Source organism: Sphingomonas sp. Y38-1Y (assembly GCF_032391395.1).
Lineage (GTDB): Bacteria > Pseudomonadota > Alphaproteobacteria > Sphingomonadales > Sphingomonadaceae > Sphingomonas.
Map to the genome: position 1 here is coordinate 555,371 of NZ_CP135916.1, position 22,087 is coordinate 577,457.

18 protein-coding genes and 1 tRNA gene are annotated in these 22,087 nt (G+C 68.6%); 9 read left to right on the forward strand and 10 right to left on the reverse strand.

Translation table 11 applies throughout. From position 1 onward, the window contains the following. Positions 1-77 precede the first annotated feature (77 nt). On the reverse strand, positions 78-1,349 hold the full coding sequence (locus tag RS883_RS02520) for an MFS transporter (RefSeq protein WP_315762332.1): 1,272 nt from the start codon (positions 1,347-1,349) through the stop codon (positions 78-80). Between the two features lie 104 nt (positions 1,350-1,453). Between RS883_RS02520 and RS883_RS02525 the strand changes: the two genes are divergently transcribed. From RS883_RS02525 to RS883_RS02535, 3 genes are all read left to right on the forward strand, one after another. Further along, positions 1,454-1,681, forward strand: a complete 228-nt coding sequence (locus RS883_RS02525) for a hypothetical protein (protein WP_315762334.1) — start codon at positions 1,454-1,456, stop codon at positions 1,679-1,681. Between the two features lie 69 nt (positions 1,682-1,750). After that, the gene (locus tag RS883_RS02530; RefSeq protein ID WP_315762336.1) at positions 1,751-3,388 is read left to right on the forward strand and encodes an AMP-binding protein; all 1,638 of its coding nucleotides are present in this window, start codon (positions 1,751-1,753) and stop codon (positions 3,386-3,388) included. Positions 3,389-3,487: 99 nt separating this feature from the next. Then, a complete protein-coding gene (locus RS883_RS02535; protein ID WP_315762338.1) occupies positions 3,488-5,725 on the forward strand; it encodes a TonB-dependent receptor in 2,238 nt (745 codons plus the stop codon). Positions 5,726-5,815: 90 nt separating this feature from the next. On the opposite strand, the gene RS883_RS02540 is transcribed toward RS883_RS02535, so the two are convergent. The 6 genes from RS883_RS02540 to folK all read right to left on the reverse strand — a co-directional run bounded on the left by RS883_RS02540 (position 5,816) and on the right by folK (position 12,800). Further along, on the reverse strand, positions 5,816-6,520 hold the full coding sequence (locus RS883_RS02540; RefSeq protein WP_315762340.1) for a TetR/AcrR family transcriptional regulator: 705 nt from the start codon (positions 6,518-6,520) through the stop codon (positions 5,816-5,818). Between the two features lie 100 nt (positions 6,521-6,620). Further along, the gene (locus RS883_RS02545; RefSeq protein ID WP_315762342.1) at positions 6,621-9,146 is read right to left on the reverse strand and encodes a beta-mannosidase; all 2,526 of its coding nucleotides are present in this window, start codon (positions 9,144-9,146) and stop codon (positions 6,621-6,623) included. A gap of 116 nt (positions 9,147-9,262) precedes the next feature. Continuing rightward, positions 9,263-10,114: an archaetidylserine decarboxylase gene (gene asd, locus RS883_RS02550; RefSeq protein ID WP_315762344.1), complete on the reverse strand. Its 852-nt coding sequence runs from the start codon at positions 10,112-10,114 to the stop codon at positions 9,263-9,265. A 69-nt stretch (positions 10,115-10,183) separates the two neighbouring features. Continuing rightward, positions 10,184-12,016 carry a DUF885 domain-containing protein gene (locus tag RS883_RS02555; RefSeq protein ID WP_315762346.1) on the reverse strand — a complete coding sequence of 611 codons (1,833 nt, stop codon included), beginning with the start codon at positions 12,014-12,016 and terminating at the stop codon, positions 10,184-10,186. A gap of 190 nt (positions 12,017-12,206) precedes the next feature. After that, positions 12,207-12,282 (reverse strand) — tRNA-Lys (locus tag RS883_RS02560). A 20-nt stretch (positions 12,283-12,302) separates the two neighbouring features. After that, positions 12,303-12,800 (reverse strand): 2-amino-4-hydroxy-6-hydroxymethyldihydropteridine diphosphokinase, encoded by a 498-nt coding sequence (gene folK / locus RS883_RS02565; protein ID WP_315762348.1) that lies wholly within the window; start codon positions 12,798-12,800, stop codon positions 12,303-12,305. Between the two features lie 23 nt (positions 12,801-12,823). Between folK and RS883_RS02570 the strand changes: the two genes are divergently transcribed. From RS883_RS02570 to RS883_RS02580, 3 genes are read left to right on the forward strand one after another with little or no spacing between them, the layout of a single operon-like run. Further along, positions 12,824-13,480 carry a uracil-DNA glycosylase gene (locus RS883_RS02570; protein WP_315764931.1) on the forward strand — a complete coding sequence of 219 codons (657 nt, stop codon included), beginning with the start codon at positions 12,824-12,826 and terminating at the stop codon, positions 13,478-13,480. Between the two features lie 54 nt (positions 13,481-13,534). After that, positions 13,535-14,560: a hypothetical protein gene (locus RS883_RS02575; protein ID WP_315762350.1), complete on the forward strand. Its 1,026-nt coding sequence runs from the start codon at positions 13,535-13,537 to the stop codon at positions 14,558-14,560. Positions 14,561-14,595: 35 nt separating this feature from the next. Continuing rightward, positions 14,596-15,651 (forward strand): serine hydrolase, encoded by a 1,056-nt coding sequence (locus RS883_RS02580; RefSeq protein WP_315762352.1) that lies wholly within the window; start codon positions 14,596-14,598, stop codon positions 15,649-15,651. A 139-nt stretch (positions 15,652-15,790) separates the two neighbouring features. Here the strand turns inward: RS883_RS02580 and RS883_RS02585 are convergent, their stop codons facing one another. Both RS883_RS02585 and RS883_RS02590 read right to left on the reverse strand, forming a co-directional pair. Then, positions 15,791-16,495, reverse strand: coding sequence for a hypothetical protein (locus tag RS883_RS02585; protein WP_315762354.1), 705 nt, complete (start codon positions 16,493-16,495; stop codon positions 15,791-15,793). Continuing rightward, complete coding sequence (locus tag RS883_RS02590) at positions 16,492-17,697, reverse strand: toxic anion resistance protein (protein ID WP_315762356.1); 1,206 nt, start codon at positions 17,695-17,697, stop codon at positions 16,492-16,494. Before RS883_RS02590 ends, RS883_RS02585 begins: the two co-directional genes overlap by 4 nt. A gap of 143 nt (positions 17,698-17,840) precedes the next feature. Here RS883_RS02590 and RS883_RS02595 point away from each other — a divergent pair, with 143 nt between their 5' ends. The 3 genes from RS883_RS02595 to RS883_RS02605 are packed head-to-tail and all read left to right on the forward strand — an operon-like array spanning position 17,841 to position 20,455. Continuing rightward, positions 17,841-18,314 carry a hypothetical protein gene (locus RS883_RS02595; RefSeq protein WP_315762359.1) on the forward strand — a complete coding sequence of 158 codons (474 nt, stop codon included), beginning with the start codon at positions 17,841-17,843 and terminating at the stop codon, positions 18,312-18,314. A 42-nt stretch (positions 18,315-18,356) separates the two neighbouring features. Beyond that, on the forward strand, positions 18,357-19,322 hold the full coding sequence (locus tag RS883_RS02600; RefSeq protein WP_315762361.1) for a magnesium and cobalt transport protein CorA: 966 nt from the start codon (positions 18,357-18,359) through the stop codon (positions 19,320-19,322). Continuing rightward, positions 19,313-20,455, forward strand: a complete 1,143-nt coding sequence (locus RS883_RS02605) for a GNAT family N-acetyltransferase (RefSeq protein ID WP_315762363.1) — start codon at positions 19,313-19,315, stop codon at positions 20,453-20,455. Before RS883_RS02600 ends, RS883_RS02605 begins: the two co-directional genes overlap by 10 nt. Here RS883_RS02605 and RS883_RS02610 read toward each other — a convergent pair. After that, the gene (locus RS883_RS02610; RefSeq protein ID WP_315762365.1) at positions 20,439-22,082 is read right to left on the reverse strand and encodes a hypothetical protein; all 1,644 of its coding nucleotides are present in this window, start codon (positions 22,080-22,082) and stop codon (positions 20,439-20,441) included. The two genes, RS883_RS02605 and RS883_RS02610, sit on opposite strands and share 17 nt — an antisense overlap. Positions 22,083-22,087: the final 5 nt, after the last annotated feature.

Below are 22,087 nucleotides of genomic sequence, written 5' to 3' on the forward strand. Positions count from 1 at the left end.
GTGAGCGGTGTGAAGCGCCGGGGTCTACGCCGGTTCCGCCCGCGGCGGTGAGCGTCGCTGCCGGTACGGCGAGGGGTTCAGGCATCGGCCGGGATCATCTTCGCCCCCGGATCGCGCGCCACCTCGATCGGCGCGTTGCGCATCGCGTACCAGAAGCCGATCGTCGAGATCGCGCCGGTAACGACACCCAGCACCGCGATCGATTGGCCTAGGCCAAAGGTACCCTCGCTGTTGCTGGCGACCCATCCGATCGCCGCGGGGGCGATGCCCGTCATCGCGACCTTGCTGATCATGCCCATGCCCGCCAGCGTCAGCGCGCGATCCTCGTTGGGGATCAGCAGCGCGATCGCCGACGAGCAGACGAGCGTCACCAGGCTGCCGCCGGTCAGGAGCGCGAACAGCATCCAGCCGAAGCCGGACGCGGTCGGCATGATCGAGAAGGCGCCCGCCGGCACGGTCAGCGCGGTGGCGATGAAGGCGGGCAGCAGGACGCCGCCGCGCATCCTGAGCTTGCGCGCCGCGTCCGAGGCGAAGCCGCCGATGATCGACCCGGCCAGCCCCGACGCGACGATGATCCCGCCGATCCAGACGCCGAAGTCGCCGGGCGCCAGGCCATATTGCCGCACCAGGATCGCGCCCATCCAGATCCCGGCCGCACCCTCCGCCAGGCCGCCGGTGAGCTGTGCCACCAGCATCGGCCCCAGAAAGCCGCGTCGCTGCCACAAGGTGGAGAGCGATTCGCGAACCGAGGGTTCGGTCCGCTCGACCTCGTACCGTGGCGGCTCGCGGAAGATGAGATAGGGCAGGCCGGCCGCGAGCGCGACCAGACCGGCGAGCAGATGCACCTCACGCCAGGCGGAGAGCCCGAGCAGGCCGCTGCCGGGGTTCTTGTCGAAGAAGCCGTACAGGCTGCCCCCGACGGCAAAGGCGGCGGCGACCCCGGCCCAGGCGCCGACCGAGATCAGCAGCATCGAGCGCCCGCGCTTTTCGGGCGCGGTGACGTCCGCCATCAGCGAGATCAGCACCGGTCCCGCGGTCGCGCCGCCGATGCCGCTGACCAGCTTGGCGATGAACAGCGTCGCGAAGTCGGTCACGAACGCCATGCCGATCGTGCCCGACGCCCAGACGGCGGCGAGCACCGCCAGGATCCGAACGCGCGTGCCGTGATCCACCAGATAGGCGACCGGCAGCGACAGCAACAGCGTCGGGATGAGCGCGGCAAAGCCGCCGAGCAGGCCGATCTGGAGATCGGTCATCCCGAGTTCCGACTTGATCGGCTCGAGCAGCGGCGCGCCGAGCCCCCCCACCGTCAACGCGATGAACATCGTCAGCGTGAGCATCAGGATCATGCCCCACCGGGTCGGCCGGTGCGCCTCTGGCGGCGACATCGGAACGGACGGGTCGGCGGCTTCGGTTCTCTGGAGCACGATGGTTCCCGCTTTCAGGTGAGGCCATGGCAGCATGGCGCCGCCGCGGCACGCTGGTTTCAGAGGTCGAGGTGATTGCGCTGGCGCGGCGGGAAGACCTCGACGAGCCTTTGCTGCTTCCGGATGCCGGGGTGCCGGACGCACGTGCGGCAATGGCTGGTCTGCCCGCTCATCTCACTCTCCCGCGCGGTCGTGATCGCCGCGTCGCCGACCTACATACCAAACCGCACAGACGTTCACTAGAAAATAAATAAAGATTGACGAAGACCGTTTGCGCACGTCATCTTCAGGCAAACAAGGACGAGATCCGGGGGAGCTTCCACATGGCGAGAGAGCAGATGGAGGGCGGGCGCAGCGATGCACCGAGGGCCGCCGCCGATCGCCCGTACGAGCTCACGCTGGACAAGTTCATCCGCCATGCCGCCAAATGGCACCCGGCCGGACAGGTCGTGACCGGCGGCGGTGCGGGGACGTCACCGCAGCGGATCGGCTATGCGGCGCTGTGCGAGCGCAGCCAGCGTCTGTCGGGTGCGCTCCACGCGCTCGGCATCCGGCGCGGGCAGCGGATCGCGACGCTCGCCTGGAACAGCCAGAGCCACATGGAAGGCTGGTATGCGGCGTTCGGCATCGGCGTCAGCTGCCACACGCTGAACCCGCGGCTGAACGCGGACCAGATCGCCGATATGGTAAAACAGGCCGACAATCGGCTGCTGATGATCAGCCCCGACCTCACGGCGCTGGCCGAACAGATCGTGCCGCGCTGTCCCGGCCTGACCGCCGTCGTCGTGCTCGACGAGCCGGATGCGACCGATCAGCCGCTGCCCGCCGTGGGCGAGGTGCCGGTCTGGACGCTGCCGCGCCTGCTGGAGACGCATGGCGCCGTAACCGACTGGCGCGGCGTGTCGGAAGCGGACGAGGCCGCCCTGTGCTTTACGTCGGGGACGACCGGCGCGCCGAAGGGCGTGCCGTATACCCACCGCTGCAACTATCTGGTCACGCTGGCGCTGCTGCAACGCGACGTGCTCGGCATCGGCGCCGACGACGTGATCCTGGCGGCGGTGCCGATGTTCCACGCCAATGGCTGGGGGCTGCCGCTGGCGGCGCCCGCCACCGGCGCCAAGATCGTCTTTCCCTGCCGCCACAATGATGGCGCGAGCCTGGCCGAGCTGATCCGCGACGAGGGCGTGACGCTGGCCGTCGGCGTGCCGACCGTGTGGCTCGGCCTGATCGAGCATCTGGAGGCGACCGGGATCGTGCTGCCGTCGCTTCGCCGCGTGATCCTGGGCGGGTCGGGCGTGCCACAGGCGCTGATCGACCGGATCGAGGCGCGGCTGGGCGTCAACGTGCAAACGAGCTGGGGGATGACCGAGTTGTCGCCGCTCGGCACGGTGACCGCGCCCGGCTCGCCTGGCCGGGCGAGCACGGCGGGTCGGCCGCCGGTCAGCGTCGACCTTCGCTTGGTCGATGGCGAGGGCACGCCGCTCGCCGATCAGCATGGCGGGGAGGGGCGCCTTCAGGTGAGGGGCGCGAGCACGATCCACCGCTATTTCGGGCACCCCGACGCCGCCACCGATGCGGACGGCTGGTTCGACACCGGCGACCTGGCGACGATCGATGCCGGGGGGAACCTGTCGATCACCGGCCGCGCCAAGGACCTCATCAAGTCCGGCGGCGAGTGGATCAATCCCGGCGAGATCGAGGCGATCGTCGGCGACTTGCCCGGCGTGTCGCTGGTCGCCGTGATCGGGCGCAGCCATCCGCGATGGAGCGAGCGACCGATCGTCGTCCTGGAAACGAGCGAGAATGCGGCCAGCGATGCCGATATCCGGTCGGCGCTGAACGGCCGCATCCCGCGATGGTGGATGCCCGACGCGATCGTCCGCATCGACCGCATGCCCGTCGCGATGACGGGCAAGATCGACAAGCAGCAGCTGCGCCGGCTGTACGCCGATGGCACTTAATAATCTTTATTTACTATTAAATGAACGCATGATCTGATCCGCGTACGGTGAATTGAACGAAGCGCATCTCAAAGAATGCGCCGCATCTGGAGGGGTATCATGAAGGCATTTTGCTGGGTGTCCGTTTCGGCCGTCGCGTTTCTCTGCTCGGGCGCTGCCGCCGCGCAGTCCGCGGGGCAGACCACCGATCCTGCCGCCGCCGCACAGGGGACCGACTTGCCCGCCGCGAACGACGAGATCGTCGTCACCGCCGAGCGGCGCAGCACCAGCCTTCAGCGCACCGGCGTCGCCGCGACCGTGCTGAGCGGCGAGGATCTGGTCCGCAAGAGCATCAACACCGTCGAGCAGCTCCAGTTCGCATCGCCCTCTCTGACCGTGAACACCACCGGACAGGGCAACAACTTCAACATTCGCGGTATCGGCAAGGGCGAGCCGGGCAGCGCGATCAGCGTCGGCGTGGTGACGTACCGCGACGGCGTCGCGACGCTGCCGGGCTATTTCCAGGCTGAACCCTATTACGACATCGCCAGCATCGAGGTGCTGCGCGGGCCGCAGGGCACGTTTGCCGGCAGCAACGCGACGGGCGGCGCAGTCTTCATCACCGAGAAGAACCCGGACCTGAACAGCGTCAACGGCTATGCGCTTGCCCAATACGGGAACTACGACAACATCAAGGTGCAGGGCGCGGTCAACCTGCCGATCAGCGAGACGCTGGCGCTGCGCGTCGCGGGCAACATGGACCGGCGCGACACCTTCTTCACCGTGACCGGCCCCTGGACGGGCAATCCCGGCGACCGGCGCGACTATAGCGGCCGCGCGAGCCTGTTGTGGCAGCCGAGCGCCAACCTGCGCGTGCTGCTGAAGGGCGACTACAACAATCTCGAATATGGCGGCATTCCGGGCAGCCGCGCCTATTTCGGGCCGGCGACCAACCCGGTGCGCAACACCGCCGACCCGCTGCTGGTCGAGCATGACGCATTCCTGGCGGGACGTGACGAGTTCGGCCGGATCGTCGGCAACATCTCCTACACCTTCGACAGCGGCCTGATCCTGCGCTCGATCACCGGGTTCCAGCGCGGCACGACCCAGGTCAGCACCGACAACGACCAGACCGCGACCCCCGGCACGCCGACGGCGCCCGCGAGGCAGGGCAGCAACAAGATCACCGAGGAGATCTGGTCGCAGGAATTCAACATCGTCTCGCCCGACACCGGGCCCTTCACCTGGGTGCTCGGCGGTTTCTGGCAGCACGACCAGATCTACATCCCCGAAGGCGGCCTGATCGACGACGTGACGCCCAACACCTTCGTGCCGCTCAACATCGACGTGAGCACCACGGGCACCAACCCCAAGACCGCGCTCGCCGCGTTCGGCCAAGTCGGCTACGAACTGAGCGAGGGGCTGCAGGTCACGCTCGGCGCGCGCTGGTCGCGGACCACGTCGGCCAATCGCGCCACCGCGCGCACGCCGCAAATCCCGACGCTCGTGCTGACGCAGGACGATTTCACGGCGGACAAGCGCGTGAACGGCAAGGCGGCGGTCAACTGGACGATCGACGCCAACCATTTCCTCTATGCCTTCGTCGCGACGGGATCGAAGGCGGGCGGCCTCAACGGGCCCAATCTGTTCGCCGTCCCGCCCGCGACGTTCGAGGCGGAGGACGTGACCGACTACGAGCTTGGATGGAAGGGGACGTTCATGGACGGCCGCCTGCGCACCCAGCTTGGCGGCTATTACAACGTCTATCGCAACTTTCAGGTCAGCATCGTCGATCCGCGATCGCCGCTGTTCTCGTCGGTGTTGAACGTGACCGGCAAAACCAAGCTCTATGGCCTCGAATTCTCCATGCAGGGGAGCTTCGACGCGTTCAGCTTCGACTTCGCGACGGGCATCGCGCGATCGGAGCTCGGCACCTTCTTTGCCGCGGACGCACGGCTCGGCGCGGCGGCGGCGGTGTGCAATCCCGAAACCGGGCCGGCGACGGCGCGCTGTATCGCGATCGGCGGGCGGGATCAGCCCTATGCTCCCGAACTGACGCTGAGCGCTGGTGCGCAATATGCCATCCCGCTCAGCGGCGACGCGACGCTGACACCGCGCGTCGACTATTCGCAGACCGGCGCGGTGTGGGCGACCTTGTTCCAGAACGCAGCGCTGGGCGACCGGCTGCCCGCCCGCAACATCGTCAACGCGCAGCTTACGCTCACGACGGGCAAGTGGACCATCGGCGCCTATTCGACCAACCTGACCGACCAGCATTATGTCGGCGCGATCAACGGCACCAAGCGACTTGCCGGCCCGCCGCGCCAATATGGCATCCGCGCCAGCATCTCGTTCTGAACCGAAAAGGGGGCGGCGGGGCCGACCGGCCTCGCCGTATCGGGCACCGGCGTCCTGGATCCGCGCCGGTGCCTCTTTTTTCCTGATCGCCTAGTCGGCGGCGCTGCGTTTCGCCCGTTCGGCCGCGCGATCGGCGCAGATCCCTTCGAACCCGAACGCCAGGAAGCGGGCCATCCGCGCCTTGATCGCGTCGAAATCGTCCGATCGGCACAGGCCGTTCGACAGCACATCGATGCGCCCGGTGCGCGCCAGCGTCTGCACCAGCACGCCGGTGACGAAATGATAGCCCCAGAAGATGTCCTCCTCCGGACAGTCGGGCAGCGCCTGCCTGAGCAGGCCGATCATCTTGAGGACGACCGGGTCGAAGTGCGTGTCGAACAGCTTGGCACCCCATTCGGGTGCCATTGCCACCTGAGCGCCCAGCGCCGCGTAATTGCGCCACCCGTCGCCGCCGGTCATGTAGAGGTCGAGATCGGTATCGAGATAGGCGCGCAGCACGCCCTCGACCGTGGGCGGGCCGCTCAGCCCCGCCATATACTGATCGAGCGCGACCGAGCGGCGTTCGGCGGTGACGCCCGCGCGGCGGGCGAACACGGCGTCGAACATCGCCTTCTTGTCGGCGAAGTAATAGTGGAGCAGCGAGGTGTGGACGGCGGCCTGGACCGCGACGTCCTTGAGCGTGACGCCGTAGAGGCCGCGAAGCCCGAACAGATATTCCGCCGCGTCGAGGATCTGGCCGAGCGTTTCCTCGCGCTGTTCGGCCTTGGTGCGGCGCGGCTTTGCCCTGGTCGTCATGCCCGTTCCCAAATGGTCGCCGCGAGGATGGCATCGCCGCGACGCATGCTCAGCGCCGCCTTGTGCCGATGCGCGCGACCCTCTTCAAGGATTGCCTTCGTCAACCGGCAAGCGGTCGCGGGGAGCGATCGTTCCAAGACGACAGCGTGACGTGCTCCGCTCGCACCGCGCCGTCATCGACATGGCTGACGATCACGGTTCGTGTCTCGCCGGCCGCCAGGTCGAAATGACCGTCGCTGAACCGCAGGCGCGGGTCGTCCGAGCACAGGTTCACCGTCAGTGCATAGCGCGTCGCCGAAACCGTGACGCGCAGTCCCGCCGCCACGGGTTCGCACACGGTATTGATCCCGGCGTCGGGGGCGAGCGCCAGGTCCTTCACCGGCGCCAGCAGCAGGCGGTTGGCGGGGAAGGCATCGGCGGCGCTCCGCACCATGAGCACCTGGTCGTCGGCGTCCGCGGCGACCCCGCGCCAGACGCACCGACTGGCATTGGCCGGAACCTCGATCGCGACCTCGGCCTGCCATGCGATCTCACCGGCAAAGGACGCCAGGCTGACGATCGCCGCGTCATGCACCGGCGCCAGCGTGTCGTTGGTCACCCAGAGTTCGACCCCGTCCCCCACGCGCCTGAACGAGGCGAGCACCGGCGCGAATGCGCGGCGCACCGCGTACCAGCCCGCCTTTGCCACGCCGTCATGATCGATCAGGCTCCAGCTGACGCACGGCCAGCAATCATTATGCTGCCAGATCAGCGCGCCCGAGCAATGCGGCTTGCGCCGGCGGTAATGCTCGATGCCGAACTTCAGCCCCTCCGCCTGGGCTACCATGGTGAAATCGACATAGTCGGCGAGCGTTTCTGGCGGGCCGGTGACGGTCGCCATCATCGCCGCCGCCTTGTCCGCGACATCCTTGATGCGGTCGAGGAAGCCGGGGCTCTTCAGCGCCAAATCGTCGGGCGCCATCCACCGCTCGAGCGTGGCGAGCGTGGGCGCCGCCTGGAGCCCGAACTCGCTGACGAAGCGCGCCATGTCCTCCTGATAGCGGGTGAAGGCGACGCCCTCCGGCGCCGACAGGTAGCCACCGTCCAGCTCGACATCGGGAACCGGCGGGAAGCCGTGCCAGACGGTCCAGTTGTGCACGTCGCCGCCGCGCATGCTGTTGGGCGAGGGACCGCCCCAGGGGCTGCTCGGCCACCATGGCGTCGCGGGATCGAGCTCGTCGAGAGCGGCCGGGATGATCTCGTCATAGATGGTGAGCCCCGCATGCCGCTCCGCCACGCCGGTCAGCGCCGCTTGCAGCCAGTGGATGCCGTGGCTTTCGTTGTTGCCGCACCACAGGGCGAGGCAGGCATGATGCCGGAGGCGCGCGACCTGCTCGCGCACCTCGGCGCGGATATTGTCCAGGAACGCCGGATCGTCATCGGGATCCGGCCCGTTCGCGAACATGAAGTCCTGCCACACCAGCAAGCCGAGCCGGTCGCACTCGTCGTAGAACAGGTCGGGTTCGTAGATGCCGCCGCCCCAGACGCGGACCATGTTCATGTTGGCCGACGCCGCGCGGGCGAGAAGGTCGCGGTAGGTGGCGTCGGGCACCGCGCCGACGAACGAGTTGGCCGGCACCCAGTTCACGCCCTTGGCGAAGATCGGCACGCCGTTCAGCACGAAGCGGAAGAACGTCGTGCCGGGTTCGTCCGGGTCGGGCGACTGGTCGATCGCGATCGTGCGGATGCCGACCTGCCGCGAATAGTCCGGCGCGCCCGCGATCCGGACGACCAGCGTGTAGAGCGGCTGCTCGCCCAGGTCCGCGCTCCACCACAGGCGGGCATCCGCGATCGCCGCCTCGATGCGGCCCGAGCCGCGGCGATGCCCCTGCCAGACGCGTTCGCCGTCGGGGGAAAGGAGCTCGACCGTGGCGTCTGCCGGTTCCGAGAGGTCGATGTCGATCGCCACCTGCGCGGTGCCGTGGTCGATCGTGAGCGTCGAGAAGTTGACGCTGCGCACCACCGCCGATCGACGCCGCTCTATCCGAACGGATTTCCAGATGCCGACAGTGGGCAGGTCCGGCCCCCAGTCCCAGCCCCAGCCGAACTGCGCCTTGCGCATCGCCGTGCGCCGCGTGCGAGAGATACGGTCGGTGGCGACGCTCCAGTTGGGAAGCGGGCGGTCGCCGGTCATGATCGACGGCGGGTGGAACCGGACGGCGAGATCGCGGCATCCCGGCGCGACGCCGGACAGGTCGAAGCGCCAGCTGCGGAACATGTTGTCGGCGCGGCCGAGCAAGTGCCCATCGAGCCAGATGTCGGCAAAGGTATCGAGGCCGTCGAACACCAGCTCAACCATCTCCGACGGCGCCGCCTCGGTTAGGTCGAAACGGGTGTGCCACCACCATTCGCGGTCGCGGACCCACGCCGCCGCCGCCTCTTCGCGCCCGGCAAAGGGGTGGGCGAGCCGTCCGGCCTCGATCAGCGCCAGATAGGTGTCGCCGGGCGCGGTCGCCGCGATCCAGCCGCCGCCGGCACCGCGGCATGCGCTGGCGGGATCGCCTTCGCCGGGCGCGAAGTCTTTCAGCCGCCATTTTGAGAGGTGAGCGGACGTAAGTTGCGCCGGTTCCGAACGATTTTGCGTCACGTCGGCCACTCCCCTGCATGCGACAGATCAGGAGCGGCTGAATAGACACTCATTGAATAATAAATAAAGATGTAAAGCGCGGATCGTGGTTTTCACACCTTCGCGGTCTCGCGCGCTCAGGCGGGGCGCTCGCCCATGCGCTCGCCCAAGCGGACCTGCCGCTCCGGCACCCAATCGTCGTTGAACGCGATCGCGCCCTGCTGGAACAGCATGACGATCGTCGAGCCGAGAAGGAAGCGGCCCATTTCCTCGCCCTTCTTCAGCACGATGTCCTGGTCGTCATAGCGCCATTCGGACGGCCGCCCGGTCCGCTTCGGATTGACGACGCCGTGCCAGACCGTCGCCATGCTGCCGACGATGGTCGCGCCGACCAGCACCATCACGAACGGCCCATGCTCGGCCGAGTCGAAGACGCACACCACGCGCTCGTTGCGCGCGAACAGGTTCGGCACGCCGCGCGCCGTCACCGGGTTCACCGAAAAGAGCGCACCCGGCACGTAGATCATCCGCGTCAGCCGGCCGTCGCAGGGCATGTGCAAGCGGTGATAATCTCTGGGCGAGAGATACAGGTTGGCGAAGCTTCCGTGGCGGAAGCGGGCGGCCAGCGCGGCGTCGCCGCCGACCAGCTCGGTCGTGGTGAAACGATGCCCCTTTGCCTGGAGCATGTGATGATCGTCGATGGCGCCGAACTGGCTGATCGCGCCGTCCACGGGACTGACGAAATCGGCGGCGGCGACCGGGCGGAGCCCCGCCCTCAGCGGCCGGGCGAAGAAGTCGTTGAAGCTCTTGTAGCTGGCGATGTCGGCATCGGCGGCCTCGCTCATGTCGACGCCGTAGCGGCCGACGAACCAGCGGATCAGCCGCGTCGTTGCGCCGCCGCCCTGTGCGCCGGCGACCCGCCCGGCTAGCAGGGTCAGGCGCTGCTTGGGCAGCATGTACTGAAAGAGCACCTTCAGGCGATCGGACATCGAAACACGCTCGAGAACTGGAGGAAGATCGGCGGGGGACGTTCCTTAACGCCCGCCGCCGGATCTGTCTCACCCTGCCGGGAACAGCGCCTCGATCTGCTGCGTCAGTACGGTGATCGGCATCGATCCCTGGCGCAGGACGTCGTGGAACCGCTTGATGTCGAACGCCGCGCCGGCGCGCGCTTTCGCGGCATCGCGCAGGCGCACCCATTCGGTATGGCCGACCTTGTAGCTGCACGCCTGGCCCGGCCACACGGCATAGCGGTCGATCTCCCGCTGCGCCCGGCCGCGCGCGAAGCCGGTCGTCTCGACCATATAGTCGGTCGCCTTGGCCCGGCTCCACCGCTTGGCGTGCATGCCGGTGTCGACGACCATCCGAACCGCGCGGAACTGGAGCGACTGGAGGAACCCGATGCGACCGATCGGATCGCCCTCATAGGCGCCGAGCTCGTCGGCAAGCTGCTCGGCATAGAGCGCCCAGCCCTCACCGTAAGCGGCGAAGTAGAGGCCGGCGCGGCGCAGGATCGGCGTGTCGGTCGACGACAGCGCGATCGCACCCTCCCATTGGTGACCCGGCAGCGCCTCGTGATAGGTCAGCGACGGCAGCGTGAACTTGGGCCACTCCGCCGTATCCTTGAGGTTGATGTAGAAACGCCCCGGCCGCGATCCGTCGAGCGCGGGGCTGGTGGCATAGCCGTTGGGCGCGCCGTCCTGGATTTCCGGGGGCACGCGGACGATCTCGACCGGCGACTTGGGCAGCGTGGCGAAGACCTGCGGCATCTTGGGCCGGATCGCCGCCACTTGTTCGACCAGCGCGGCGAGCAGCTCGGCCCGGCCCGCATCGGTGTTCGGATAGAGCTGGTCCGGGCGCCGCGACAATTCGGTCAGCCGCGCGCCGACGCTGCCCTGCGTCAGCCCCTGGGCGCTCAGCAGTGGGTCGAGCTGCGCATCGAGCGCCGCGACCTGTTCGAGGCCGAGGCGATGGACCTCGTCGGGGCTGAGCGTGGTCGTGGTCTGAAAGGCGAGGGCGCCGGCATAGAAGGCGTCGCCATCTGGGATCGTCCAGATGCCGGGCTCGGCCTTTGCCTTGGGCCGGAGCGCGGTGAGGGCAGCGATTTGGCGATCGAGCGCGGGATAGACCTCCTGCTCGACGATCCGCGTCGCCCGCGCCGACCAGTCCCCGGCGATGCCCGCTGCCTTTGCTTTCTCGACCAAGGCGGTGACGAGGCCGTTCGACGCGGCGGGCGAGCCGCGCAGCGCCTTCAACTGCGCCAGCGCGGCGTCGACCGCGAAGTCGGGCGCGAGGACGCCGGCTGCGGCATCGGCGCGGAGCGTCGTGCTGTTGGCGTCGAGCGCACCGTCGAACGCCGACAGCCGCTGAAGATAGGCCTCGGCATCCTGCGCATTCTTGACCGGATGCACCGAGGCGAGGAAGTCCGGCACCGACGCATAGGCGCCGGTCAGCTGGCTGACGACATAGGGTGAATAGGGCGCGTAGCCGGTGCCCGGCTCGCCGAAGCGGAAGCGGGTGCCGCCGTCGACGGCCTGGTCATAGGCATAAGCGACGACCTGCCGGTTGACGCGCCACGCCGGCGACAGATCGGCCTCCGGGATCGCCGCCATCCGCTTCAGCCGGTCGCGGCGGCTCTCGATCCAGCGCAGGCGCCCGGCCGCGGAATAGTCGTTGAGCCGCGACCGCGCATCCGCATGGCGCCCGGTGTCGAGCCCCAGTTGCGTCGCCGTTTCCGGCATCAGCGACAGCTCTTCGTCCCAGAACGCGTCCATCAGCGTGCGCAGCGCCGCGTCGCCCTTCCCCGCGGGCGCGGGACGGGATTGCGCAAGCAGCGGCGTGCTTGCGGTCAGCGCGGCGATACTGGCGCCGAGGAAAAGCCTGCGATCCATTTGCTGCGACACGTTCGGAACCTCTCTACCGCCAGGCAACGACGACCCGTCGCCCTGTTGGCAGAGGCATATACGGCCCTCGAAGCCCATCAATGCTTTTCGCGCATGTGCCGGTGGTTGGCGCAGGGAACCGCGGTCGTGGCGGGTCGCATCAGGCGAGCGGCGTCCGGGGACGCACTGTACGAGAGGGTGGTGGGTCCGCCGGGGCTCGAACCCGGGACCTCTCGATTAAAAGTCGCTTGCTCTACCGACTGAGCTACGGACCCCGACCATCGACTTGGCGCACCTAGGGGCGGGTGCGGGCCGGGTCAACCGGGCGGGGACGGGCGAGCCGCGCGCGAAGCTGGCGGAGGGTGATGCCGGTGACCGGATCGCGCCACCCCGGCGCGATCGCCGTAGCGGGGGTGAGGACGAAGTCGCGCGTGCGAAAGGCGACGTGCGGGATCGTCAGATTGCGCGAATGCCAGCGGCCGCGGGACCAGAGCACGATGTCGAGGTCGAGGACGCGCGCGCCCCAGCGGCGGCCGCGGCGGCGGCCGGCGGCGCGCTCGATCGCCTTGAGCGCGGCGAGCATCGCGGGCGGCGCCAGGTCGCTCTCGATCAGCGCGGCGGCATTGGCATAGCGGCGGATCGAGGGGCCGATCGGTGCGCTGGCGATGATCGGCGACAGCGCCGCCAGCCGCCCCGGCAACCGCGCCGACGCCGCGCGCAGCACCGCGCGCGGATCGCCCGCGCGGCCCGGCCGGTTCGATCCCAGCGCGATCAGATAGGTTGCGCGGTCCATCGCCCGGCGCCTATGCCGCCGCGATGTTCGCGCCAAGCCCCATTCCCGAAAGCGAGCCGCCCCGAGACTGCCCGCACTGCCCGCGCCTGGTCGCGTTCCGCGAGGCGCTCCGCACCGAATATCCGGACTGGTGGAACGCGCCCGTCAACGCGTTCGGCGATCCGAACGCCTGGCTGGCGATCGTCGGCCTTGCCCCCGGCAAGCACGGCGCCAACCGCACCGGGCGCCCCTTTACCGGCGACCATGCCGGCGTCCTCCTGTTCGATACGCTCAAGAAGTTCGGCTTGGCCGAGGGCGAGTATGAGGCGCGGCCCGACGACAGCCTTCGCCTGACCGGCGCGATCATCATCAACGCGGTCAAGTGCCTGCCGCCCGAGAACAAGCCGACGCCCGAGGAGATCCGCACCTGTCGCCCGTTCCTGGAGGGCCAGATCGCCGCGCTGCCGCGCCCGCGCGTATTCGTGGCGCTTGGCCAGATCGCGCACCAGTCGGCGGTCAAGGTGCTGGGCGGCAAGCTGCCCAAGGCCAAGTTCGGCCATCTGGCCGAGCACCGGATGCCCGGCGGCGAGGTGCTGATCGATAGCTATCACTGCTCGCGCTACAACCAGAACACCGGTCGCCTGACCGCGCCGATGTTCGAGGCGGTGTTCGCCCGCGCGCTGGAGGTCCGCGCCGAATAGTGCCTTGTCGCCCGCCCCTCGATCGATCACGATCGCAGGTAAGGGGGGACGGGCATGAGATTGGGCACGATCATCGCCGCGCTTGCGATGGCAGCGACGCCGGCCGCGGCGCGCGACCTGACGGTACCGGCCGACAAGGGGTGGCAGCACGCTCAGACGGGCATGGTCGTGATGCCGCAGGTCGCGGGATTCCAGCGCACCAAGCTGTCCGACTCGACCGAAACCGAGCACGACGTCACCGCGCAGTTCGGCGAGGATGCCGACGGCACCTTCGCGACGTTCTACCTGTTCCATCCGGCGGTGCCCGACGTGGCGCTCTGGTTCGACCGCGCGCAGGTGGCGCTCGACGGCGGCAAGACGGGGCGAGGCGCGTCGCCCGCCACCGCCGATCCGGTCGCGTTTGCCGTGGGTGGCGGCACGCCGAATGCGCTTCGTCAGGTCTATTCGATCCCCGGCGGCGCCTTGCGCAGCACTGCGGTGGCGCTGATCCCGGTCGGTGACTGGATCGTCAAGCTGCGCATGTCGTCGCGAACGCTGACCGCCGACAGGATGGATGCCAAGCTGATGGCGCTCGTCTCGGGCCTGCGCTGGCCGAAGACGACCGAGGCAACCGGCACGCCGATCGCGCTCGTTCGGCCGTGCACGGCACCGCTCGCTTATGGCAAGGCGAAGGTCGTGAAGCCCGACGGCGCCGCAATGCTGCTGTCGCTGATGCTTCCCGGGATCGCCGCAAAGGAGGGGAAGGTCGAGAAAGGCCCGCCTGCCACCTGGTGCCGGGAGGGTGAGCCGCTGGGCGACTATGGCGTCTATCGTGCGAATGCCGATGCGAACCGGTACACGATCGCGATGGCCGATGCCGGTCGCGCCATCCACGTCAGCCCGCCGGCCATCGCCATCGGCAACGGGAAACCCGCGATTTCGGTGACGACTGAGGACGTCGACGGGACGATCGCCACCTATCCGTCGTTCAGTGCGCTGCCGCAACCGGCGCAAGTGTGGAAGCTGGTGACGACGAGCGGACCGACCGGCCGGATGCGGGGCAACGACATGACGCTCAGCCCGGACGCGCTCAAGCGCTGACGGATACGCCCGTGCCGCTCGCGCATTGAGCGGCGATGATGGTGTTTCGCGTCGCTGCCCTTGCGGCATTGTTTGCCGCAGGCGGGTGCGAGGCCGAGCCGCGGCGGGCGGCACAGGCCGAGCCCGCCCGTGCCGCACCTACGCGCGGGCTGGACGCCGCGACGCTGGCGCGGACGGTCGAGGCGGCGGGGCGGTTGCCGCGCATCCGGTCGATAATCGTGCTGCGCGACGGACAGGTGCTGGCCGAGCACCGCTTCAACGGCGGCCCACCGCTCGATCGGCCGGTCAACATCAAGTCGGCGTCGAAGTCAGTGATGTCGGCGCTGGTCGGCATCGCGATCGCGCGCGGCGTGCTGACGGGCGCGGACCAGCCGATCCTGCCGCTGCTGCGCGCGGATGCGCCGGCCAACCCCGATCCGCGGCTGGCGCGGGTGACGGTCGGCAATCTCCTGTCGATGCAGGCGGGGCTGGAGCGGACCTCGGGCCCTAATTACGGGCGCTGGGTGTCGAACCCCAATTGGGTCCGCTTTGCGCTGTCGCGGCCGTTCGTCGACGAGCCGGGCGGGCGGATGCTCTATTCGACGGGGAGCACGCATCTTCTCTCCGCGATCCTGACGCGCGCGTCGGGGAAGAGTACGCATACGCTGGCGCGAGAGTGGCTGGGCGAGCCGCTCGGCATCGCGATCCCGCCCTGGCCGCGCGATCCGCAGGGGATCTTCTTCGGCGGCAACGACATGCTGATGAGCCCGCGCGCGCTGACGCGGTTCGGCGAGCTCTACCGGCTGGGCGGGCGCATCGACGGCCGACAGGTGGTGCCCGCCGCGTGGATCGAGGCGAGCTGGACGCCGCGCACCACCTCGCCGTGGAGCGGCCAGGCCTATGGCTATGGCTGGTTCGTCGGCGAGATGCGCGGGCATCCGGTGCGCTTCGCCTGGGGCTATGGCGGGCAGATGCTCTACATCCTGCCCGATCTTCGCCTGACGGTGGCGATGACGTCGGACGCGACCGCGGCGCGAGAGGGAGGGCATATCGATGCGCTGCACGCGCTGGTGCGGGACGGGATCGTGCCGGCGGCGGAGACGGGCGGGTAGGGCCTGTCGCGTTCCTCCACTTGTTTCCCCGGCGAAGGCCGGGGTCCAGTTGGGTGACGGTTGCGACTCTTACGATGGCCTTCCCCACTGGGCCCCGGCCTCCGCCGGGGAACAAAGGAAGCGAAGGGGCAGCGCAAACCTACAGCTGCTCGTCGCCTTGATAGCGAATCTGGAGATAGCGGCCGCGCGTCGCCAGGAGGTCGAGGTCGCCCTGCGCCAGCTGCGCGGTCATCGTCGCGATCTCCTGGTCGATGACGCGCAGGCCCTCGACGAGCTGTGCATCCGGCGTCTGGCCGTTGCGCTCGGTGCGGCGGAGGGGTTCCGGCACCTTCTGGTAGCTCTTGACCAGCTCGGGCAATTGTTCGGCGACGAGCTTTCGCACCTCGGCCGCGGCGGGTTCGCGTTCGTCGAGCGTGGCGAGCTGCGGCGACAGCGTCTCGAGCTTGACGCCGATCGCGTCGACCAGCGTCCGCGCAGGGGCCGGAAGCGCGAGGCGCTGGCCCTCCAGCCATTGCTCGGTCTGGAGCGGCAGTGCCTTGAGCGGCGTCTCCGCCAGCCGCTCGGGCGTCGGCGCGGCGTCGGTGCGGGCGAAGGCGATGACGAGCGTCGTCGCGATGAGCAGGCCCATGACGATCATCGCGCCCAGCGTGCCGAGCGGTACGACCATGCCGATCGCCAGGGCGACCGCGATGATGAGCCCGTCGGCCAGCGCGATCGCGCCGACGCGGCGGACGATCGATCCCTCGCGGCGCCGGACGGCGCGGCGCGACAGGCTCGACCGGCGCTCGCGCGCGCGTTCGAGCGCCTCGTTCGCGCGCGCGATCTGGGCGTCGACCTCGCTCACAGCGCCTCCAGCTTGAACGGCTGGCCGCCGCTGCCGCCGGCATTCTGCGCCGCGCCCTCGGCCCGGGCGATATAGCCCTTCGACTTCTCGACCTCGTTGCCGAGCGTCGTCACAGTCGTCTTCATGCTGTCGAGCGCCTTCAACTTGAAGCTGTCGATCGCGTCCATCGTGTCATAGATGTTCTGGAACGCGCGCTGCAGCGTCTCCAGCGGGATCGTCGACGACGCCGATTGCTCGTGGATGCGCGCGGTCTGCGACTTGAGGAGGTTGCCGGTCGAGTCGATCAGGCCCGCCGTCGTGGTGTTGAGCGCGGTGATCTGTTCGAGCACCAGCTTCTGGTTGGTCAGCGCTTGGGCGACCGTCACCGCGGTGCGCAGTGCCGAGACGGTGGTGGTCGACGCGCGGTCGACGCCCTTCACCAGCTCGACATTGTTCTTCTTGACCAGGTCGAGCGCCAGATAGCCCTGCACCGTCACCGCCATCTGCGTCAGCAGGTCCTGCGTGCGCTGACGGGTGTAGAAGAGCGCGGTCTCGCGGATCGCCTTGGCCTTGGCGGGGTCGGTGTGGTCGAGCTCGTTGGCCTTGTCCTCCAGCCGCGCGTCCATCGCCTTGGACAGGTGGATCATCTGCTCCAGCCGGCCCATCGCGGCCCACAGGTTCGCGCGCTCGGTATCGATCGCGGCATTGTCCATCAAGAGCTCGTCCTTGCCCGAGGCAAGGCGCTTGAGGATCGCGGCGATGTGGCTCTGCGCCGACTGATAGCCGTCGAAATAGTCGCGCATCTTGTCGCCGAACGGCAGGATGCCGAACAGCTTCTTCTTGGTGAACAGGTCGCCCTTCTTGCCGGGATCAAGATCCTCGACCGTGCGGCGCAGCGCCAGCAGGTCGGCGCCGACCCCGCTTTCCTGGTCCATCGCGCGGACCGGGCGGTCGAGGAACCGGTTCGACTGGCCCGCCGCCTCGCGGATCTCCTTGTTGCCCATCGCGCTGATCGCATCGACGCGCTTGCCGAATTCGGGCGAGTTGACGTCCTGCGCGACGAGATCGTCGATGAACGCCTCGACGCGTTGCTCCAGCTCGGACTTCTTGGTCTCGTCGACGGGGACGAGGCCGGCGGCCTGCGCGGGGGCGACGGCGGGCACCGGGTCGGGCGGCGTCAGCGTCAGCGCGGGGGCAGTCGTCGTCTCGGTCGCGGTCGCCATTCGGTCCTCCTGGGTGCCGTGCCGAAGGATGGCGGCGAACGGCAGCGGCTTCAACTGTATTAGATAATCAATACACCGCGTCGCGCAAGCTTGGCGGCGGCAGCGCCAGCGCTTAGCAAGTCGGACGAGTCGGAGGAACGCCCATGTCGATGCTTGCCGCGCTGATGCTGATCCAGGCCGCCTGTCCCGCGGCGGCGGAGCCGGTGCCGCCGGCGCTGGCGGGCTGGACCGCCGGTAGCCCGGTGTCCGCCGCCGCCGACGCGGGGACCGCGCCGGCCGCACCGATCGGCAAGCCGGTCGAGGTGGCGCTGCACCCCGCCGCGCACCTCAAGCTGCGCGCCCCGCCCGCGCGAGCCGCCGCGGCGGACAGCCATGGCGGCATCGTCGCGATCGACGTCGCCAGGGCGGGCCGGTACCGCGTGGTGCTGTCGAACGCGTCGTGGATCGAGCTCGTGTCGAACGACCGCGCGGTGGCTTCGACCGGGCACGGGCATGGCCCGCGCTGTTCGGGCATGCGCAAGATCGTTGACTTCGACCTGCCGGCGGGGCGCCACCTGATCCAATTGTCGGGCAGCGGCGATGCGACGATACGGCTGATGGTCGTACCCGGCGCCTGACGCCATTGCGGGCCGCGCCCCGTCCGCCCAAATAGCGCGCCAATGACCGTCGTCGCCGCCAATCTCTATCGCGCAGGCCAGCGCGTCGGCCCCGTGTCGATCGACGCCATGCCCGAATGTCACGGCGACGACGAGTTCGTCTGGATCGGCCTCTACGAGCCCGACGAGTCCGAGCTTCGCGCGATCGCCGAGCGCTACGGCCTCCACCCGCTCGCGGTCGAGGATGCGGTCAACGCCAAGCAGCTGCCCAAGCTCGACATCTATGGCGATCAGCTGTTCGTCGTCGCGCGGACCGCGCATCTGGACGGCGACCATATCCGCTATGGCGAGACCGCGATCTTCGTCGGCAAGCACCACATCGTCACCGTCCGCCACGGGTCGGCGCGCGCGCACAATGCCTTGCGGGCCGAGCTGGAGGCGTCGCCGGCGCTGCTGGCGCGCGGCACGGACTATGTGCTCCACGCGATCCTCGACTTCGTCGTCGACGGGTACCAACCGATCATCGACCAGATCGAGGAATGCGTGCTCGAGATCGAGCAGTCGACGCTCGACAGCTTCCTCAGCCGCGAGCAGATCGCGCGGCTGTTCACCTTTCGCCGCCAGTTGATCCGGTTCCAGCGCGTGGCGATCACGATGGGCGAGCTGGTGGGCAAGCTCGTCAATCTCGACATTCCCTGCATCGACCGCGACATCCGACCGTACTTCAAGGACGTGCTCGACCACCTTCGCCGCACCGAATCGACGACGGGGACGCTGCGAGAGGTGCTGGGCCAGGTGTTCGAGGTGTCGAACCTGCTCGAACAGCAACGGCAGGGCGCGATCACGCGCCAGCTTGCCGCCTGGGCTGCGATCCTGGCGGTGCCGACGGCGATCGCCGGCATCTATGGCATGAACTTCGAATATATGCCCGAGCTCAAGGTGCCCGGCGCCTATTTCATCGTGCTGGGCGTGATCGCGACGCTGTGCGGCATCCTCTATGCGCGGTTCCGGGCGCTCAAATGGCTGTGAACGAGGTGATCGCACGGATTGCGCGCGGGGTGCAGGACGTCGCCGCTGCCGATTGGGATGCGTGTGCGGGGAGCGACAACCCGTTTCTCAGCCACGCGTTCCTGTCGGTGCTGGAGCGGTCGGGGTCGGTCGGCGGGCGCACGGGCTGGACGCCGCTGCCGATCATCGTCGACGATGCCGACGGCCACCCCGCGGCGATCGCGCCTGCCTACGCCAAGACGCACAGTCAGGGCGAATATGTGTTCGACCATGGCTGGGCCGACGCGTGGGAGCGGGCGGGCGGCAATTATTATCCCAAGCTCCAGGTCGCGGTGCCCTTCACCCCCGTTCCCGGCCCCCGGCTGCTGTTGCGCGAGGGCGCGGAACCCGCGCCGCTGATCGCCGCGATCGAGGCGGTGGTGGACCAGAACGGCCTGTCGTCGGCGCACGCGACCTTCGTCGATCCCGAGCAGCTGCCCGCGTTCGAGGCGGCGGGATGGCTGATCCGCGAGGGCGTCCAGTTTCACTGGGCCAATCGCGACTATGGGAGCTTCGACGACTTTCTCGCCGACCTCGCCAGCCGCAAGCGCAAGAACCTGCGCAAGGAGCGCGCCGCCGCGACCGAGGGGCTGACGATCCGCCACCTGACCGGGCCCGAGCTGACCGAGGCGCATTGGGATGCGTTCTGGACCTTCTACCAGGACACGGGCAGCCGCAAATGGGGCCGGCCCTATCTCACCCGCGCCTTCTTCTCGATGCTGGGCGAGGCGATGGCGGACAGGGTGCTGCTGATCCTCGCCGAGCGGGACGACGGGGTGCCGATCGCGGGGGCGCTCAACCTGATCGGCGGGGACGCGCTCTATGGCCGCTATTGGGGATGCAGCGAGGACGTGCCCTTCCTCCATTTCGAGCTTTGCTATTATCAGGCGATCGACGCGGCGATCGCGCGCGGGCTGGCGCGTGTCGAGGCGGGGGCGCAGGGCGAGCACAAGCTGGCTCGCGGCTATTCACCCGTCGCGACCTGGTCGGCGCACTATATCCCCGATCCCTCGTTCCGGCGCGCGGTCGCCGACTTCGTCACGCGGGAACGTGCCGCGGTCGAGCATGAGGCCGAATATCTAGGCGAGCTGACGCCGTTCAGGAAGCCCGGTTGAGGGCGTTGATCGCCTCCATCCGCGTCCGCATCTCGCGGCCATAGGGGCCCAAATCCTGCATCATCAGCCGCGGCGCGCGCTGGGCGTCGTCGACACGGAACAGCGCGCTCGACCCGTTTCGCCAGATCGGGATCAGCCCCGCCTCCAGCCGTTTGTCATAGGCGGGCGGCTGGACGATCCAGACATAGTCGTAGACGTCGCGCGGGAAGCGGACGAGGCTGACCGCGATCGGTCGCCACCATTCGCGCGCGCACTTCACGTCGGTGACGATCTGCGACGGATCGTGGTTGAACCCGCGCGCGCCTTTCATCCGGACGGTCAGGAGCTGCGCGCCCGCCATCGACCATTGGTCGTTGGCATAGGCAAGTTTGCGCTCCAGCGCGATGCCCGGAAGATGCTCCAGCCGCGACATCGTCCATTCGTGGCGGCACGTCTCACCGATGAAGGTGATGAGCTTGGCCCCCTGCGGCAGCTTGTCGAGCGCGGCGAGCTCGCGGTCATAGGCCTTGTCGTAGAGCCAGAAGCTGTAGGTGGTCGCCGCGATCCGCACGCCGAAGAAGGTGAGGCCCGCTGCCGCCATCAGCGCGGCATGGCGCATCGCGATGCCGGGCTTGGGCCGGAGCGCGAGCAGCGCGACGCCGAGCGCGAACGGCGCGAGCCGCATGTCGGCATAGGCCGAGCCGAAGACGATGCGCGGCAACAGGATATAGACCGCCACCAGGAACAGGGCTGAGATGCTGAGGTGGCGCGAATATTGGATGTTGGGATCGCGCAGCCCCTTGAGCAGCACGAGGAACAACGTGGCGAGCGTCGCCATGTCGAACAATTCCCAGCGGTCGCGAAAGATCATCGTGACCCACTGCATCTTCGCGCGCCAGTTGAACCAGTCGCCGGTCTGGCCGCCGACATGCCCGCCCGATCGCCAGGCGAGCATCAGCACCGCCGGCGGGAACAGCGACAGGCAGTGGATGCCCGCCCAGAACGGCGCCTGCCACTTGTCGCGAAGGGCCGGGTGGCGGTCCCACTGGCGGATCAGCTCGCCCGCGAACGCCAGCACGCCGAGCAGCCCCCAGCCATAGGTATGGACGATCCACAGGACCAGGCCGATCGGCACGAAGAGGATCGCGCGCAGCTTCAGCCGCCCCTGGCGCGCCAGTCGGAGCCAGAACGCAAAGGCGTTGAGCGCGAGCGCCATCGACAGCGCGAAATTGACGAAGCCGAAATGGAAGGGGAAGCTGTAGACGATCGGCAGCGCGAACAGCGCGGTTGCCGGGATGCGCCCATGCACTTCCCGCGCGATCCAGAGGAGGCCGGTCGCGGTCAGCACCGGCGTCGCCATGACGATCAGCTTGACCGCGGGCTCCAGCCCGATCAGCGGCTCCAGCGGGATGATGAGCAGGTCGATGCCCAGATTGCCGATCAGCTGCCAGTCGAAATTGTACCAGTCGGCGAGCCACGGCACCTGGCCATGCGACAGCTGCACGCGATAGCGGCCCATGTGACCGGGCAGATCGACGAGCGGCGGAATGTCGGGCCAGATCAGCGGGATCGCTGCGACGAACGCCATCGCCAGGACGAACGCCCGCGTCTGCCACCACCGAAGCGGCTCGTGCCCCAACCCCTGCATCGCGC